General features: G+C 28.2%; 18 protein-coding genes. 1 reads left to right on the top strand and 17 read right to left on the bottom strand.

All coding sequences use genetic code 11. The annotated features are described in order from the left end of the window. Positions 1 to 12: 12 nt before the first annotated feature. From Q0733_RS09530 to hisG, 12 genes are all read right to left on the bottom strand, one after another. Positions 13 to 1,326: a DEAD/DEAH box helicase gene (locus tag Q0733_RS09530; RefSeq protein WP_298781805.1), complete on the bottom strand. Its 1,314-nt coding sequence runs from the start codon at positions 1,324 to 1,326 to the stop codon at positions 13 to 15. A 245-nt stretch (positions 1,327 to 1,571) separates the two neighbouring features. Beyond that, positions 1,572 to 2,906, bottom strand: a complete 1,335-nt coding sequence (locus Q0733_RS09525; protein ID WP_298781802.1) for a DEAD/DEAH box helicase — start codon at positions 2,904 to 2,906, stop codon at positions 1,572 to 1,574. Between the two features lie 103 nt (positions 2,907 to 3,009). Next, positions 3,010 to 3,213, bottom strand: coding sequence for a hypothetical protein (locus Q0733_RS09520; RefSeq protein ID WP_298781800.1), 204 nt, complete (start codon positions 3,211 to 3,213; stop codon positions 3,010 to 3,012). A 94-nt stretch (positions 3,214 to 3,307) separates the two neighbouring features. Continuing rightward, positions 3,308 to 4,198 (bottom strand): EamA family transporter, encoded by an 891-nt coding sequence (locus tag Q0733_RS09515; RefSeq protein ID WP_298781797.1) that lies wholly within the window; start codon positions 4,196 to 4,198, stop codon positions 3,308 to 3,310. A 44-nt stretch (positions 4,199 to 4,242) separates the two neighbouring features. After that, positions 4,243 to 4,842, bottom strand: a complete 600-nt coding sequence (gene hisIE, locus Q0733_RS09510) for a bifunctional phosphoribosyl-AMP cyclohydrolase/phosphoribosyl-ATP diphosphatase HisIE (RefSeq protein ID WP_298781904.1) — start codon at positions 4,840 to 4,842, stop codon at positions 4,243 to 4,245. A gap of 101 nt (positions 4,843 to 4,943) precedes the next feature. Continuing rightward, the gene (gene hisF / locus Q0733_RS09505; RefSeq protein WP_298781795.1) at positions 4,944 to 5,699 is read right to left on the bottom strand and encodes an imidazole glycerol phosphate synthase subunit HisF; all 756 of its coding nucleotides are present in this window, start codon (positions 5,697 to 5,699) and stop codon (positions 4,944 to 4,946) included. 81 nt (positions 5,700 to 5,780) lie between these two features. After that, the gene (gene hisA / locus Q0733_RS09500) at positions 5,781 to 6,518 is read right to left on the bottom strand and encodes a 1-(5-phosphoribosyl)-5-[(5-phosphoribosylamino)methylideneamino]imidazole-4-carboxamide isomerase (protein WP_298781792.1); all 738 of its coding nucleotides are present in this window, start codon (positions 6,516 to 6,518) and stop codon (positions 5,781 to 5,783) included. Position 6,519: 1 nt separating this feature from the next. Continuing rightward, the gene (hisH, locus tag Q0733_RS09495; protein ID WP_298781789.1) at positions 6,520 to 7,101 is read right to left on the bottom strand and encodes an imidazole glycerol phosphate synthase subunit HisH; all 582 of its coding nucleotides are present in this window, start codon (positions 7,099 to 7,101) and stop codon (positions 6,520 to 6,522) included. After that, the gene (gene hisB, locus Q0733_RS09490) at positions 7,102 to 8,238 is read right to left on the bottom strand and encodes a bifunctional histidinol-phosphatase/imidazoleglycerol-phosphate dehydratase HisB (RefSeq protein ID WP_298781901.1); all 1,137 of its coding nucleotides are present in this window, start codon (positions 8,236 to 8,238) and stop codon (positions 7,102 to 7,104) included. It abuts the gene before it with no gap. Between the two features lie 47 nt (positions 8,239 to 8,285). Further along, entirely contained in the window at positions 8,286 to 9,329 is a 1,044-nt protein-coding gene (gene hisC / locus Q0733_RS09485; protein ID WP_298781786.1) for a histidinol-phosphate transaminase, read from the bottom strand. Then, positions 9,326 to 10,612: a histidinol dehydrogenase gene (hisD, locus tag Q0733_RS09480; protein ID WP_298781785.1), complete on the bottom strand. Its 1,287-nt coding sequence runs from the start codon at positions 10,610 to 10,612 to the stop codon at positions 9,326 to 9,328. Before hisD ends, hisC begins: the two co-directional genes overlap by 4 nt. 1 nt (position 10,613) lies before the next feature. Continuing rightward, on the bottom strand, positions 10,614 to 11,471 hold the full coding sequence (gene hisG, locus Q0733_RS09475; RefSeq protein WP_298781783.1) for an ATP phosphoribosyltransferase: 858 nt from the start codon (positions 11,469 to 11,471) through the stop codon (positions 10,614 to 10,616). A 354-nt stretch (positions 11,472 to 11,825) separates the two neighbouring features. Here hisG and ttcA point away from each other — a divergent pair, with 354 nt between their 5' ends. Beyond that, positions 11,826 to 12,617 carry a tRNA 2-thiocytidine(32) synthetase TtcA gene (gene ttcA, locus Q0733_RS09470; protein WP_298781782.1) on the top strand — a complete coding sequence of 264 codons (792 nt, stop codon included), beginning with the start codon at positions 11,826 to 11,828 and terminating at the stop codon, positions 12,615 to 12,617. Positions 12,618 to 12,621: 4 nt separating this feature from the next. Here ttcA and Q0733_RS09465 read toward each other — a convergent pair whose 3' ends face one another. The 5 genes from Q0733_RS09465 to typA all read right to left on the bottom strand — a co-directional run bounded on the left by Q0733_RS09465 (position 12,622) and on the right by typA (position 17,855). Continuing rightward, the gene (locus Q0733_RS09465; RefSeq protein WP_298781780.1) at positions 12,622 to 13,296 is read right to left on the bottom strand and encodes a methyltransferase domain-containing protein; all 675 of its coding nucleotides are present in this window, start codon (positions 13,294 to 13,296) and stop codon (positions 12,622 to 12,624) included. A 90-nt stretch (positions 13,297 to 13,386) separates the two neighbouring features. Then, a complete protein-coding gene (locus Q0733_RS09460) occupies positions 13,387 to 14,775 on the bottom strand; it encodes an aminotransferase class V-fold PLP-dependent enzyme (protein WP_298781777.1) in 1,389 nt (462 codons plus the stop codon). Between the two features lie 29 nt (positions 14,776 to 14,804). After that, positions 14,805 to 15,263, bottom strand: coding sequence for a cysteine dioxygenase family protein (locus tag Q0733_RS09455; RefSeq protein ID WP_298781898.1), 459 nt, complete (start codon positions 15,261 to 15,263; stop codon positions 14,805 to 14,807). A gap of 359 nt (positions 15,264 to 15,622) precedes the next feature. After that, positions 15,623 to 16,000, bottom strand: a complete 378-nt coding sequence (locus tag Q0733_RS09450) for a hypothetical protein (protein WP_298781774.1) — start codon at positions 15,998 to 16,000, stop codon at positions 15,623 to 15,625. An 85-nt stretch (positions 16,001 to 16,085) separates the two neighbouring features. Then, positions 16,086 to 17,855 carry a translational GTPase TypA gene (gene typA / locus Q0733_RS09445; RefSeq protein ID WP_298781772.1) on the bottom strand — a complete coding sequence of 590 codons (1,770 nt, stop codon included), beginning with the start codon at positions 17,853 to 17,855 and terminating at the stop codon, positions 16,086 to 16,088. Positions 17,856 to 17,940: the final 85 nt, after the last annotated feature.

The following is a 17,940-nucleotide window of genomic DNA, read 5'->3' as shown; positions in this document are numbered from 1 at the left end:
TGTATAATTTTCTTAATCTAAAAAAGTAATTCTTACTTTTTTCTTTTTTAAGCGAGTATTATTTAGTTTTTCTACTAAACTATTAGCAAGCAATAATGGTACAGCAACAAAAGCACAATCTTGTTTAAGTTCAATATCTCCTAATTGATCCTTTGTTAGATTTCCTTGTTTGATAAACAAACCAGCAATATCTCCTTTAGAAATTTTATCTTTTCTACCTCCAGAAATAAATAAAGTTTCCCAATAAATGGGTTTTCTTTCTGCTTGATTAGAAATATCTTGTACATCTGCATTTTTTATAAAATCTGGTAAAGATTGATCTTTCCATTTAATTACAAAGGCAGTTCCTTTAGCAGAAACCCTTGCTGTACGTCCATTTCTGTGCGTAAATTCTTCTACAGCAATTGGTAATTCATAATGAATAATATATTTCATTTCTGGTACATCAATTCCTCTGGCAGCTAAATCTGTTGCAATTAAAATTTGATTGGTCCCATTTCTAAATTTAATCAAAGAGCGTTCTCTGTCTTTTTGTTCCATTCCACCACTAAAACAACCATGTCTAATATTTTTACTTTCTAAAAAAGCACTTACATTATTAATGCTATCTTTTAAATTACAAAAAATAATTCCTTGTTGATTTCCTAAATGATTTAATAAATGTAATAAAGTATTTAGCTTATTTTTTGAAGGAGAAATTACCGTTTTTACAACTAATTTTGATGTTGTTGCTTTTAAATAATTAACAGTATTTGGTTTTGTTAATCCTACAAAATCAGGAATACTAACCCCTTGTGTTGCAGATGTTAATATTCTCTTATCTAAAGAGATTAATTGATTTACAATTCCTCTCATTTCATATTCAAAACCAACTTCAAGAGACTTATCAAACTCGTCTAAAATTAATGTTTTTATATGATTTTTAGAAAATCGTTCATTCGCAAAATGATCAGAAACTCTACCAGGAGTTCCTATTAAAATTGCAGGAATATGTTTTAATTCTATTTTATCTTTAGACATTGGTCTACCACCATAAACAGCGTTTACTTTGTAACCAGAACCCATAGAGCGAATTACTTGTTCTATTTGAATTGCTAATTCTCTTGATGGTACTAAAATTAAGGCTTGAACTTCGTTAATATTTGGATCTAACCTTTTTAATAAAGGCAAACAAAAAGCAATTGTTTTTCCAGTTCCTGTTGGGGATAAAAGGATTGTACTATCATTTTTATTAATAGTTGCAATAGCCTCTTCTTGCATAGGATTTAACTGAACAATGTTCAGTTTTTGTAAAATTTCTGTTTGTCCTTTAATATGATTTGCCATTGCTTTTGTTCAATATTAATAAAGCACAAAGATAGTTAGAGTTGTTTTGTAAAAATGATAATTTACATTTATTTATTATGTTTTTACACAGTTAAAAATTAACATACTTTATAACTATCAATCAATAGGAAAATAGTCTTTTAAAAATTTGCCACACCAATGTTTTCCTAAATTAATAGCATCAATTAAAAGATAAATAATTCAGTTCCTTTAAAATTAGTTCATAAATACATTAATTTGAATTATTATTTTCGTTTCTTAACAACTTCTTTTTTAGTAATATTAGAAGTGTTTTGTGCTAAATAATTTGCCAAAACTTTTTCAATCATTTCTTCTTTGGTTAAATGATGAAAAACAGTTCTTATTTTTCTTTTTAAATCTTCGGAAACAGTTTTATTGGGTTTTGTTTTAAATATTTTTTTTGCCCATAACAACGTATTATTTTCTTCAATACTTTGTGCATCTGCTTTTTTATATCTAGAATAGTTAATGCCTAATTCTTTTTCAAAATCAGCAATATCTACTACCTCATCTTGCTGTAAAATAGTTAACGAAAACCCCTTTGCTCCTGCTCTAGCAGTTCTTCCACTTCTGTGAACATAAGCCTCATACGTGTCTGGCAAATGATAATTTATCACATAAGAAATCTCTTTTACATCAATTCCTCTAGCAGCTAAATCTGTAGCTACTAAAATATCAATATAGCCATCTCTAAATTGACCCATAATTCTATCACGAATACCTTGGGTTAAACTTCCGTGAATTGCTCCAGATGAAAATTTATTAATTGCTAAGTTTTTAGCTAATTTATTTACTGCTGCTTTAGTTTTGCAAAAAATAATTCCTCTTTGATTTTCTTTAGTACTTAAAAAATGAAGTAATACTTCTAATTTTTCTATAGGTTCTACAATTACATATTGATGCTCAATACCTTGATGACCGAGAGTTGACATATCTGCTTCAAGATGAACTACATCTTTAGACATATAATTATTAACCAACTGCTTTATTGCACCAGACATAGTTGCAGTAAACAATAAAGTTCTTCTCTTTTTTGGAATATCTTTTACAATACTATCTAAATCTGTTTTAAGTGCAGTAACCATTTCATCTGCTTCATCTAAAATAAAGAAAGAAATATTTTTTATGTTTATAGCTTCACGTTCTACCAAATCAGCCAAACGCCCAGGAGTAGCAACTATAATGTGAGTTGTATTTTTTAAACGCTCAATTTGTGGTTTAATAGGTATTCCTCCAAAAATTCCTGCTATAGAAACAGTAAAATCATTGGGCTTAAACAATTCTAAATTTGATAAAATTTGCTGTCCAAGTTCTCTTGTTGGAGCTAAAATTATAGCTTGAATTCCATTGTTATTTACATCAATTAATTGTAATAAAGGTAAGCCAAAAGCAGCTGTTTTACCAGTTCCGGTTTTTGCCAAAGCAACCACATCTTCTTTTTGACTTAAAATTACAGGAATAACTTTTTGTTGAATATCTGTTGGAACAGAAATTTTTAAATCTTTTAAGTTATTTTGAATAGATTGATGAATACCTAAATCAGAAAATGTTTTTGACATAAAAAATATTTTCAGCAAAGATAACCACACTTTTATTGGTAATAACTTGAATTAGTTATTAAATTATATGGATTAGAAATATTAAGTCTTTAATCAATTAATATTACGCAGCGTAATAATATTTTACATTATTATTTACAAAACTTTTTAATAGACCATTACTTTTTAATCTATCCATAACATTATATAACGTTAGAATTACAGGAATAGTTTCTACTCTTTTTAAAATTTGAAAACTTGTAAGTGGTTCTTTTTGAATTACATTTAGAACAGATTGTTCAGCTAATGAGAAGTCTAATTTTTTCATTTGGGGGAGTTTTAAAAAATTAATAATATTTAAATATACCGTTTTTAATTTAAACAAAGAAATATTTAAAATGTATTTTTTTAAAATTAAAGATTTAACTATACTTTTTTCTAGATGTAATAAAATAAACACCTGTTAAAATAATTATTGAAGCAATAATAGATTGTGCTGTTAATTCTTCTTCTAAAATATACCAACCCAAAAATAAAGCTACTACTGGATTCACATAAGCAGATGTTGATACCTTTTCAGGTGATACAACTTTTAATAAATAATTAAATGAAGTAAATGCAATAACACCACCAAAAACAATGAGTATAAACATGCTTACACAAATTTTAAAACTCCAATTTAAAGGTGATAACCAAATTTCATTAAAACTCAAACTAGCAATTGCTAGCATTATTCCAGCCGTTAACATTTGATAACCTGTACTTACAAGTAAATTTTTAGGTAAATCTGCTTTTGAAACAAAAACGCTACCATAACTCCAGCTAAAAACACATGTGAAAATCATAAAAATACCCAATAAACTTTCTTTAGAAGTAGTTATCTCTTGTTGACTAACTAATAAGTACATCCCCACAAGTCCTAATATAACACCAATAATAGATTTTTTTTGTAGGGGTTTACGGTCAATTAATCTCAATAAAAAAAGTACAAATAATGGTTGTGTAGATGCTAATAAAGCTGCAAATCCTGAATCTACATATTTTAAAGCCCAAACAAAAACACCATTTCCATAAACCAAAAATAAAAAACCAGAAATGATTGTATTTAAAAATTGCTTTTTTGTGATTGTTAAAGAAGCTTTAAGAAATTTAGCAATTATAATTATTAAGATTCCAGCTGTTATAAAACGAATAGCAGCTATAAAAAAAGGAGATAACTCTGTAACTGCTATTTTATTAAACAAATAAGTAGATCCCCAAATAACATAAATTACTATAAAGGCTAAGACAATAAGTACTTTTGAGTTTTTCAATTATTTAGTTTTAAATTCTAAAACCAAATGTACAGTTTAATAAATTATTTCTGTCTTTTAATCAATTCTGCTTCAATATCTTTTAAAGTAAATCCTTTTGCTTGTAGTAACATTAAATAGTGAAACATTAAATCTGCAGATTCATACAAAAATAATTCATCATTATTATCCATAGCTTCAATAACAGTTTCAACTGCCTCCTCTCCTACTTTCTGTGCAACTTTATTAATTCCTTTAGCAAATAAACTAGCTACATAAGATTTTTGAGTGTCTTTATTAGCTACTCTTTCTGTAATTACATTTTCTAAAGTTGAAAAGAATCCATAGTTTGATGTATTTTTTTCATTCCAACAAGTATCAGATCCTTTATGACAAGTTGGTCCGTTTGGATTTACAGAAATTAATAAGGCATCATTATCACAATCTAATTTAATATCAACCAAATTTAAAACATGACCACTTTCTTCACCTTTTGTCCATAAACGTTTTTTAGTTCTTGAATAAAAAGTTACTAATTTAGTTTGTTGGGTTTTAGCAAAAGCTTCTTCATTCATATACCCCAACATCAATACATTTTTTGTAGTTGCATCTTGAATGATTGCTGGCACTAAACCATCATTATTTTTATTAAAATCGATATTCATCATTTTATATTTTGTCTGTCATTGCAAAGCAAATAATAATTTGCCTACATAATTTGTTTTATTATCGAAAGATTACTTCATTATTATTTATACTAATAACGTTATAAACGTACAGGAATATTATTCTTTTTTAACGCAGCTTTTAACTCTAAAATTGGTATTTCTCCAAAATGAAACACACTTGCTGCTAATGCTGCATCCGATTTTCCTTCTACAAATGTATCTATAAAATGCTGTACTGTTCCTGCTCCTCCAGAGGCAATAATAGGAATATTTAACTCCGTTGATAATTTTGCCAATGCTTTATTAGCAAAACCAGCTTTTGTTCCGTCATTATTCATTGAAGTAAACAAAATTTCTCCAGCACCGCGTTTTTCAACTTCTTTTGCCCAATCAAAAAGATTAAGTTCCGTGGCAACTGTTCCACCTGCTAAATGTACAATCCATTCTTTACCAATTTGTTTTGCATCTATTGCAACCACTACACATTGACTTCCAAATTTATCTGCCAATTCATTTACCAATTCTGGTCTTTTTACTGCGGATGAATTAATAGAAACTTTATCAGCACCACATTTTAACAAAATATCCACATCTTCTATTGAAGAAATTCCACCACCAACAGTAAACGGGATATTTACTTGTTCAGCTACTTTTAAAACCATTTCTCTCATCGTTTTTCTACCTTCTAAAGTAGCAGAAATATCAAGAAAAACTAATTCATCTGCACCTAACTCTGCATATTGTTTTGCTAAAACTACAGGATCTCCTGCGTCAATTAAATTTACGAAATTCACCCCTTTTACAGTTCTTCCGTTTTTAATATCTAAACAAGGAATTATTCTTTTTGTGAGCATTTTATTCTAATTGGTGTCATTACTAGTAACCAAGTAATCAGACTATTAATTAAGAGATTGTTCGGTACTTTACAATGATATTTATTTTGTTAATATAAATTGTTCTAATTGTTTTAAACTAATCTTATTCTCATAAATAGCTTTTCCGATAATTACACCTTCACAACCATTTTCTGCCAACTTTGGCAGCTCATCAAAAGTTGAAATTCCTCCAGATGCAATTAACTTTATATTATTAACTTCGGATAATATCTGTTGATAAATATCAAAACTTGGTCCTTGTAACATTCCATCTTTAGAGATGTCAGTACAAATTATATATTGAATTCCTTTTTTTTGATATCCATTAATAAAAGGAATCAACTCTAAACTACTTTCTTCTTGCCAACCATTTGTAGCAATTTTTCCTCCAGAATTATCAGGATAAAAATCAGCTCCTAAAATTATTTTTTCTGAACCGTATTTTTCAATCCAACTCTCAAAAATAGTTGAATTTTTTACTGCAATGCTTCCTCCAGTAATCTGATTTGCCCCAGAATTAAAAGCAATTTCTAAATCTTTATCAGATTTTAATCCACCACCAAAATCAATTTTTAAATTTGTTTTTAATGCAATTTGTTCTAAAACTTTATAATTAATTATTTGACTTGCTTTTGCCCCATCTAAATCCACAACGTGTAAATATTCAATTCCGGCAGCTTCAAATTCTTTGGCTACTTCTATCGGATTCTCGTTATATATTTTCTTGGTATTGTAATCGCCTTTTGTTAAACGAACACATTTTCCGTCAATAATATCAATAGCTGGTATGATTCTCATTTTATAAATTTAAAAAGTTTTGTAAAATTTTTGCTCCTTCAACACCGCTCTTTTCAGGGTGAAACTGCACTCCATAAAAATTATTTTTTTGCAAAGCGGAAGCATATTGAATCTCATAATCTGTTGTTGCTATTGATTCTTTACAGTTTTCAGCATAAAAACTATGCACCAAATACATAAACTCTTTGTTTTTAATACCTTTAAATAAATCAGATTTTAAATCAGAAATTACATTCCACCCCATTTGCGGAACTTTTACTGAGTTTGAAAATTTCTTTACATCCACATTAAAAATCCCTAACCCTTTTGTATTCCCTTCTTCGGATGAGTTACACATTAACTGCATTCCTAAACAAATACCCAAAACTGGTTGTTTTAAAGTTGGTATTAATTTCTCTAATCCACTTTCTTTTAACATTTTCATTGCAGAACTTGCTTCACCAACTCCTGGGAAAATCACTTTTTCTGCTGCTTTTATTTCATCAATATTGTTTGATAAAACAGCATCAAAACCTAATCTTTTAAAGGCGAACTGAATACTTTTTATATTTCCAGCGCCATAATCAATTATTACTAATTTCATTTATAGCATTCCTTTTGTTGATGGTAAAAACATCTTATTAGAATCTCTTTTTACTGCCATTTTCATAGCCTTTGCAAAAGCTTTAAAAATTCCTTCAATTTTATGGTGTTCGTTTATTCCTTCAGCCTTAATATTTAAATTACATTTTGCGCCATCTGTAAAAGATTTAAATAAGTGAAAAAACATTTCAGTTGGCATATCACCAATTTTTTCTCGTTTAAAATCTGCATCCCATTCTAACCAATTTCTACCCCCAAGATCAACAGCAACTTGCGCTAAACAATCATCCATTGGTAAACAAAAACCATATCTTTCTATACCTAGTTTATTTCCTAATGCTTTGTTGAATAATTCTCCAAAAGCAATCATAGTATCTTCAATTGTGTGATGTTCATCAACCTCTAAATCACCATTAACTTTTATGGTTAAATCCATATTTCCATGTCGTCCAATTTGGTCTAACATATGATCGAAAAAAGACAAACCTGTAGAAATATCATTTTTACCAGAACCATCTAAATTTAGTTTTATATAAATCTTAGTTTCATTGGTATTTCTGGTAATTTCTGCAACTCTATCTTTTAACTTTAAAAATTCATAAATTTCTAACCAATCTGTACTTGTTAAAGCAATAGAATTTAAAATTTCTTGTTTAGAGGTTTCAATTTCATCTGCTCCTAATTCATGGTTTTCAGATAAAAATATTCCTTTACAACCTAGGTTTTTAGCTAATTCCATATCTGTAATTCTATCTCCTAAAACAAAAGAATTTTCTAAATCATATTCTTCAGAAAAATACTTAGTTAACAAACCTGTTCTAGGTTTTCTAGTTTCTGCATTTTCATGAGGAAAAGTTTTATCAATCAAAATTTCAGAAAACACAACTCCTTCTTTAACAAAAGCATCGATTATTTTATTTTGGGCTGGCCAAAACGTATCTTCTGGAAAAGAATCTGTACCTAAACCGTCTTGATTGGTAATCATTACCAGTTCGTAATCCAATTCTGAGGCAATTTTAGCCATATATTGAAACACTTTAGGATAAAATTCTAGTTTTTCTAAACTATCTAATTGATAATCAACCGGTGGTTCTAATACTAAAGTTCCATCTCTATCTATAAATAATACTTTTTTCATCATTAACTTGTTACTCAACCTTAAACTTTTTTAAAATTGTTTAATTTTTATTGTATTGCTTTTAAAGCTCTTAATAATTTTTGATTTTCTTCACAAATACCAACACTTATACGTAAACAATTTTCGCACAAAGGTTGTGTGGTTCTATTTCTTATTACAACTCCATATTCAATTAATTGATTATATCTTTTTGTTGCATCATCTACCTTTAATAATAAAAAATTACCATCAGATGGAAATACTTCTTCAATATAACCTACACAACTTTCTAGTTCTTTCTTTAATCGTTTTCTTTCACTAACTAATTGCCCAACTTCATTATAAATCTCATCTGTTTTTTGCAATCTAACAATTGCTCTTTGTTGAGTTAACTCGTTAACGTTATAAGGAGGTTTTATCTTGTTTAAAACATTAATAATTTCTTTGGATGCATAACAAACTCCTAGACGTACACCTGCCAAACCAAAAGCTTTTGATAAAGTTTGTATAATTATTAAATTTGGAAATTCTTCTAACCTTTCTAACCAACTTTTTTTATCAGAAAAATCTATATATGCTTCGTCTAAAACAACTATTCCTTTAAATTTTATCAATAATTCTTCAACTGCATTTACTGTAAAACTATTTCCAGTAGGGTTGTTTGGTGAACATAAAAATAAAATTTTACTATTTTTATCAGCGCTATCTAAAATTTGACTTACTCTAGGTTGAAAATCTTTATTTAATAGCACTTTTTTATTTTCAACTGCGTTGATGTTTGCTAAAACCGAATACATTCCATAAGTTGGTGGTAATGTAATTATATTGTCTTTATTAGGTTCGCAAAACACTCTAAAAATTAAATCTAAAACTTCATCACTTCCATTTCCTAATAAAATGTTTTTTTTATCTATGTTTTTAATCTCAGAAAGTAAATCTTTAAGATTATTCTGTTGTGGATCTGGATATCTATTTACACCATTTTCAAATGGGTTTTCATTTGCATCCAAAAAAATCATTTCTTTAGATGTTGCATCCTTATATTCATCCCTGGCGGAAGAGTATGGTTGTAAATCTTTTATATTATCTCTAACTAAATCTAAAATTTTCATGATTTTAAACTTTTTAATCTTAAAGTAACTGCGTTTTTATGTGCTTGTAAACCCTCTGCTTCAGCCATTAATTCTATAGATTTCCCAATAACTTCTATTCCTTTCTTTGATATTTTTTGAAACGTAATACTTTTTGTAAAACTATCTAAATTTACGCCAGAATAGGCTTTGCTAAATCCGTTTGTTGGAAGAGTATGATTGGTTCCTGAAGCATAATCTCCTGCACTTTCTGGTGAATAATTTCCTATAAAAACAGAACCTGCATTTTCTATATTATCAATATAAAAATCATTATTTTTTGTACAAACAATTAAATGCTCAGGCCCATATTTATTGATTAAATCTAAGGCAATTTCATCATTATCAACAAAAATAGATTTAGAATTATCAATTGCTTTCTGGGCAATTTCTAATCTTGGTAATTCTAAAAGTTGTTTTTTTATTTCTTTATCAACTTTATCTATTAACTTTTGAGAAGTTGATACTAAAATAACCTGACTATCAACACCATGTTCTGCTTGACTCAATAAATCTGAAGCCACAAAACTTGCATTAGCAAAATCATCAGCAACTACTAACAATTCACTTGGTCCAGCAGGCATATCTATAGCAACCCCATATTTTGTTGCTAATTGTTTTGCTACAGTTACAAATTGATTTCCAGGGCCAAATATTTTATACACTTTTGGAATTATTGTAGTTCCGAAAGTAAAACCAGCAATAGCTTGTATTCCTCCAGATTTTATAATTTTTGTAACACCACACAAGTTTGCTGCGTACAAAATTGCGGGATGAATTTTGCCTTCTTTATTTGGAGGCGAACACAAAACAATTTCCTTACAACCAGCAATTTGTGCGGGTATTGCTAACATTAAAACTGTAGAAAATAATGGTGCTGTTCCCCCAGGAATGTATAAACCAACTTTTTGAATTGGTCTTTTTTCTTGCCAACACTCAACACCAGATTGAGTTTCTACAAAAACTTTTTCTGTTTTCTGAGCTGTGTGAAATTTTGTTATATTTTCTTTTGCTAGATTTATTGCAGCTTTTAATTCATCAGAAATTAAAAAAATAGCATCTTGTATCTCTTCTTCAGAAACCAATGTGTTCTCTAAGGTTACACCATCAAATAATTGGGTATATTTTTGTACCGCTATATCTCCATTTTTTTGAACATCATCAAAAATTTGAGTTACAGTGTTTTCAATATCATCAACCGTTTTTGTAGGTCTTTCTAATATTTGAACCCAATCTTTTTTTTGTGGATTTATAATTGTTTTCATGTTATAAAACCATTTTTTCAATAGGACAAACTAAAATACCTTCAGCCCCTTTATCTTTTAAAGCATCAATTATTTCCCAAAATTGATTTTTTGGAATTACAGTGTGTACAGAACTCCAACCTTTTTCTGCTAGTGGTAAAACTGTTGGACTTTTCATACCAGGTAATAGTTTTAAAATATCATCTAATTTTTCATTAGGTGCATTTAACAACACATATTTAGATTCTCTTCCTTTTAAAACAGATTGAATTCTAAATTGAATTTTATTTAAAATTGCTTTTCTTTCATTAGAAATTTGTGGAGAAACTGCTAAAACAGCTTCTGACTTTAATAAAACTTCAATTTCTTTTAATCCGTTTTTAAATAAAGTACTTCCACTTGAAACAATATCACAAATACCATCTGCTAAACCAATATTGGGCGCAATTTCTACAGACCCATTTATAATGTGCAATTGTGCTTCTAAACTTTGTTCCTTTAAAAACTTTTTAACTGTTTCTGGATATGAAGTTGCTATTCGTTTTCCATCTAAATCCTTTAAAGAATTTGCTTTAGAATCTTTTGGTACAGCAATTGACACCTTACATTTAGAAAACCCTAAGCGTTCAACAAAACTTAAATCGCTTCCTTTTTCTATTAAAACATTTTCGCCAATAATAGCAGCATCTACTACTCCATCTCTTAAATATTGTGGAATATCTCCATTTCTTAAATAGAAAACTTCTAAAGGAAAATTTCTTGCTGATGCTTTTAATTGATCTTTTCCATTATCTATAGAAATACCAATGTCTTTTAAGATTCTCATTGAATCTTCGTTTAACCTTCCTGATTTTTGTACTGCAATTCTTAAATTACTCATTTTTTGTTTTTATTAAATATTTTGAGCAAATACGATTTTAAATTAAAAAAACCTGTTTGATTTGCTCAAACAGGTTTATAAATATCTTGATTTTATTCAATACATCTTTAAATCGCTTGATTGCAATTGTAAAAATGATGATGATGTATTTGAATAAAATTCATGTTTCTAATTTCTTTGATGCAAATATCTTAATTTTATTTTTAATTCACCAAACGAAGTTTATAAAAATAAACTAAAAATCAAATATTTATCAAATTCTTAATAATTGTTGAATTTTCTAACAAAAAAGAAAATGTTATTATTTATTAATTAGATACATCAAAATATAAGTTAAATATTATTTTTGCAAATATGAAACAACAACAAGTAACTAAAAAATTGCAAAAAGCTGTTGCTGAAGCAATTCAGCAATACACTATGATTAATGAAGGGGATAAAATAATGGTGTGTCTTTCTGGTGGAAAAGATAGTTATACTATGCTTAATATGTTATTGTATTTTCAAAAAGTGGCGCCTATTACTTTTGATATTATTGCAGTAAATTTAGATCAAAAGCAACCTGGTTTTCCTGTAGAAGTTTTACCAACTTATTTAAGTAACTTAAAGGTAAGTTACAAAATTATTGAGAAAAACACTTATAAAATAGTAATGGATAAAACTCCTGAAGGTAAAACTACTTGTAGTTTATGCTCTCGTTTAAGAAGAGGAACTTTATATGAAGCAGCAAAAGATTTAGGTTGTAATAAAATTAGTTTAGGTCATCATAGAAATGATATTTTAGAAACCTTTTTCTTAAACTTCTTTTTTGCCGGAAAAATGGAAACTATGCCACCTAAATTTAAAAATGATGCTGGAGATTTAGTTGTTCTAAGACCTTTGGCTTTTTGTAAAGAAGAAGATATTGAAGAGTACTCTAATTATAAAAAATTTCCTATTATACCTTGTAATCTTTGTGGATCTCAAGAAAACTTACAAAGACAAAATGTAAAACAAATGATTAAAAATTGGGAAACTGAATTCCCAAATAGAAACTCAATTATGATGAATGCTTTACAAAATGTTTTTCCTTCTCATTTATTAGATAAAGACTTATATGATTTTGATAATTTAAAAAGTAAAGTTGCTGACAATATATTTATATAATTTATTAAAATACTTCATAAATTGTAGTTACAATTACCCCTTTACCTTTGTCTAAAATATTGGATAAAACTTGTTTTTCTGATTTAACTTTAAAATTAAAAGGTGGTTTTAATAAATTTATTCCACTTTGTTTTTTTAACCGAATTCCTTGCCCTGAAATTATATCAATATTTGGTGTAAAATCCTTAAAAGGTATATGTTCAGTAAGAATAACATATTTATAATTTGCTAATTTATTTACAATATTTTGTACTTCCGAATTTGATAAATGTTGTAAAACTTGCCTAATAATTACACAATCTGAAATTGGTAACTCGTCTTTTGAAATATCTAAACACTTAAATTCGAGTTTGTCATCAACAAAAGTTGATTTATTGTATTCTATAAGTTCATTTACAATATCTACAGCAATATATTTTTTTGTGTGCTGTACTAATTGCTTACCAATGTTAAAATCTCCACAACCTAAATCGCAAACAACTATTGGTTTTTCAAAAGAAGTTAAAAATAAAGAAACTACATCAATATATGGTTTTACAATTTCTTGATTATGAGATCCATCACCAGAATAAAACTTAGCTGAATTTGAACCCCAAAGTTTCATTTCATAAACCTGATTCATAGCATCTTTAGTTTTCCAAGGTTTTTTTATTTTTTTTGATGACTTTTCTTTATCCATTAATTCTTTATAAATACTATTATACAAATATAAAAAGCTCAAGTTTTAAACTTGAGCTTTTAGAATCTATAATTGTAAATTTTACTTCTTCTAACTTTTTAACTTAAGTAAATTTGGCGTTTTAGCTACAAAATCTTCTAATACTTTAAAGAAATTTAAAATATCTTGTTTTTCATTATTTGCATTGATTGTTACTAATCTTATAAAAGTATCATTTTCAAACGAACCAAAACCTACAACCGTAATTTGCTCTTCATATAAGGCTGTACAAAGCGCTGTTGGATCAATATTTTTATAATTAAAGCATACAGAAATTGAATTATCAAAACTATATAGTTTATAATCAGAATTGCTTCTAATATATTCTAACGCAAAGTTTGCTAAATCAAACTGCTTATCTACAATTTTCTCTAAGCCATTTGTACCTACTGATTTCCAAAGAGTCCAAAACTTTAAAGCATCGTTTCTTCTACCACATTGAAAAGAAGTTTTTCCTAAGTTAAAATCATCTCCATCAGTTTGATACAAATATGATGCATCATTACTAAAAGAATCATACAATTGCTTTTTATCATTTACTAAAATAATTGAGCAACTTAAAGGTGTTCCTAACATTTTATGTGCATTGTAACTAAAAGAATTAGACCTTTCTACACCTTTTAAAAGGTGTTTATATTTGGTACTAAAAATTAAACTTCCACAATAAGCACCATCAACATGAAGCCAAATTTTATACTTTTCTGTAATATCAGCAATTTTATCAATAGGATCAAAAGCCCCTAAAACAGTTGTTCCTGCAGTTGCATTTACATAAGTTGGAATTCCTCCATTTTTTATATCTTGTTTAATCTGATCCTCTAACAAATCAGGAATCATTCTTCCCTTAGAATCTGCTTTTATATAACGTATATTGTTTCTTCCAATTCCTGCAAAACTGGCGTTTTTAGCATTTGAGTAATGAGATTCTTTAGATGTATAAATAATTAACTGTTTTGTCATTCCATCTAACCTACAATTTGGATCTTTTGCATCACGTCCCATAATTAACCCCATATAATTACTCATAGAACCACCAGTTGGAAAAGTACCATTACTATTAGAACCATAACCAACAAGTTTACAAGATTGCCTTATAATTTCTTGTTCAATACCAACTTGAGGACCAGCAACTTTATAAGTATACATGCTATTGTTAAGTAAAACTGCTAATAAATCTCCTATTACCGCCTTACTTTGTCTACCTCCAAAAAGCTGATTAAAAAATAAATTTGTAGCTGTTTTTGGCGTAGCAACTAAAACATTTTGAAGCGTGGTTTTAAAATCATCATCAATCATTGCAGATTGATTTAACGAAAGATCAATAGTGTCATACAATTCACTTGCTTCTATTCTTTCTGCTACTGGATTTTTTGCTTCTTCGTTAATTAAAGCTTCTACCAGTTCATTAAATAAAGTTAAATCTTTATTGATATTAGACATACTATTGTAAACTTTTAATTTATGTATTTTTATTTTGTAGTATCATAAGATAAATCCTTACTTATAAACGTATTTGAAGCCTCGTCAAACATATTACATTTGCGTATCGGTTTTGCATATAAATGAAGTGATACACTTCTTTTGTTTGATAAGTTTTCTAGTTTATGAAACCCCATAAAGTCTTTCATATAGGTTACTTCATTTTGCTTTGAAACGATAGATTTTACAACATTAAGTTCTCCTGAATTATCTTTTTTGTAAATCGTTTCCTTAAACTCACCTTCAATAACTTTTACCCAACACTCCTCTCCTCCATGATCATGAATTCCTGTTTTATGACCTTTACACCAACAAATTAAAATCAATTCAAAATTTTCATTTTCAATTATACAGTTTCTTGTATAACAATCTTCGGACCATGACAAATATTTTTCAAAATCATTAACTGAAAAATTTGCTGAACGAATTATGCGATTAAAATTTGAGATTTCCGCCTCTAATAGTTCTGATATTAAATACTTTACCGATTGTTTTGTTTCTTTTATGATTTCGTTAGAATTTAAAATAATTTATTGTTTTTTTATTATTTATAATTATAAATCAAACTTATAAAATTTATTTAAAAATTGAATTAATTTCATCTATTTTTAATAATGACAATATAATAAAAATCAGTCTTTTTATGCTATAATTAACTAATTTTGGGCAAAAAACGTATAAAATCTTTTATTTTTTACTTAATGTTTTTTATAACTTATTATTAATTAAGAGAAGAAATAGAGGAAAACCATCAATCAACATTAATCAACATTAATCATAGTGAAAGTAATATTGACCTTTTATATTTTTATGAACCTAATGAAATTTCTGGCAATTTATTTTTAAAACTAGGTGCATTATCTCTATATGACACAAGTTTCTTTTTTGATACCATAACCAGTAAATCTTCTTTTAATGTGAATAAAGTTGCTGCTCTAAAAGATTGTAGCAATAACCTTTCCAATTCTAAAACTACTTCATCTAAAGAAAACTGCTCGTATTTTTCTTCTGATGTAAAACGATATTTTAGTTGAAAAACTTTTTTATCATCAACAACAAATAAGCGCATATATACATTTACCAATGCTTCACTTTTTCTAATAGGTTTGCTTAATGTTAGTTTTACAAACTCATTATTGATAAGGCTTTGCTCTAAAGTTTCAAAAAGTATATTAAAATTGTTCATAATACAAATATAAAAAAAAGCTCAAATTTTAAACTTGAGCTTTTGACTTTATTAAAAATTCTAAAGTTATAGTAACCTAGAAAAATTAAGCTTTAAAATTAATCTTACGCATACGTAAGCTCTCTGGTGTAACTTCTAAATACTCATCCGCTCTAATATACTCCATACATTCTTCTAAAGAAAAATCAATCTTAGGAGCAATTTTAACACTATCATCAGTTCCTGAAGAACGAACGTTTGTTAATTTCTTTCCTTTAATTAAGTTCACAGCCATATCATCAGCTTTTGCATTTTCACCAACTACTTGACCAACATAAATCTCTTGGTTTGGATCAATAAAAAACTTTCCTCTATCTTGTAAACGATCAATTGCATAAGCAGTTGCTTTACCTGCTGCTGCTGCAACAATAGCTCCTTTTAAATCCTCTGCAAAATCTCCTTTATAAGGCCCGTATTCTGAAAAACGGTGGTTTATAATTGCTTGACCAGAGGTAGCTGTTAAAATCTTATTTCTTAAACCTATTAAACCTCTAGAAGGAATTGTAAACTCTAAGTGTTGTAAATCTCCTTTTGGTTCCATAATCATTAAATCTCCTTTACGTAAAGAAACTAAGTTTACAGCTTTAGAAGATACTTCTTCTGGTAAATCAATAGATAATGTTTCCATTGGTTCACATTTAACTCCATCAATATCTTTTAAAATTACTTGAGGACGACCTACTTGTAATTCGTATCCTTCTCTTCGCATTGTTTCAATTAATACCGATAAATGTAAAACTCCACGACCGTAAACATTAAATTTATCTTCAGAATCAGTAGTCTCAACTTTCATAGCTAAGTTTTTCTCTAATTCTTTAAATAAACGATCTCTTAAGTGACGAGATGTTACATATTTACCTTCTTTACCAAAGAAAGGTGAGTTATTAATTGTAAACAACATACTCATTGTAGGCTGATCAATTTCTGTTCTTGGTAACGCTTCTGGGTTTTCTAAATCTGCTATAGTATCTCCAATTTCAAAATCATCAATACCAGTAATTGCACAAATATCTCCACAAGGTACTTTAGCTACTTCAGCTTTACCCATTCCTTCGAATACATGTAATTCTTTAATTCTAACTTTTTTAGTAGAACCATCAGCTTTACATAGCATGTAATCTTTACCAACTTCTAAATCTCCACGGAAAATACGTCCGATAGCAATTCTTCCTTTAAAAGAAGAAAAATCTAACGAAGTAATTTGCATTTGTGGAGTACCTTCATTATACTTAGTTTCTGGTATTGATTCTAACACAGCATCTAATAACGGAACAATATCTGTCGTTTCATTTTGCCAATCAGTACTCATCCAGTTGTTCTTTGCAGAACCGTATATTGTTGTAAAATCTAATTGTTCTTCTGTTGCTTCTAAAGCGAACATTAAATCAAAAACTTTTTCGTGAACTAAATCAGGTGTACAGTTTTCTTTATCTACTTTATTTACAACCACAATTGGTGTTAAACCTAACTCCAGAGCTTTACCTAGTACAAAACGTGTTTGTGGCATTGGCCCCTCAAAAGCATCAACTAATAATAAAACACCATCAGCCATTTTTAATACACGCTCTACTTCTCCACCAAAATCGGCGTGACCAGGAGTATCAATTACATTAATTTTTGTGCCTTTATATTGAACGGAAACGTTCTTCGAAAGAATTGTAATACCTCTTTCACGTTCTAAATCATTGTTATCTAACAATAAATCTGTACGCTCTTTACGATCGTCTAAGATTTTTGCTTGATCTATAATTTTATCTACTAAAGTTGTTTTACCGTGATCAACGTGTGCTATAATAGCAATGTTTCTGATTTGCATGCTTAAATTCTTAAATTTCGTGCAAAAGTAGTTGTTTCTATGCTATTTATACGTTTTCTTATTAATTATTTTTATAAGCAATGTA

It is taken from the genome of uncultured Polaribacter sp., from assembly GCF_947500975.1.
Taxonomy (GTDB): domain Bacteria; phylum Bacteroidota; class Bacteroidia; order Flavobacteriales; family Flavobacteriaceae; genus Polaribacter.
The sequence above is the reverse complement of the archived record's forward strand: the minus strand, read 5'-3'. Positions and strand labels throughout refer to the sequence as shown.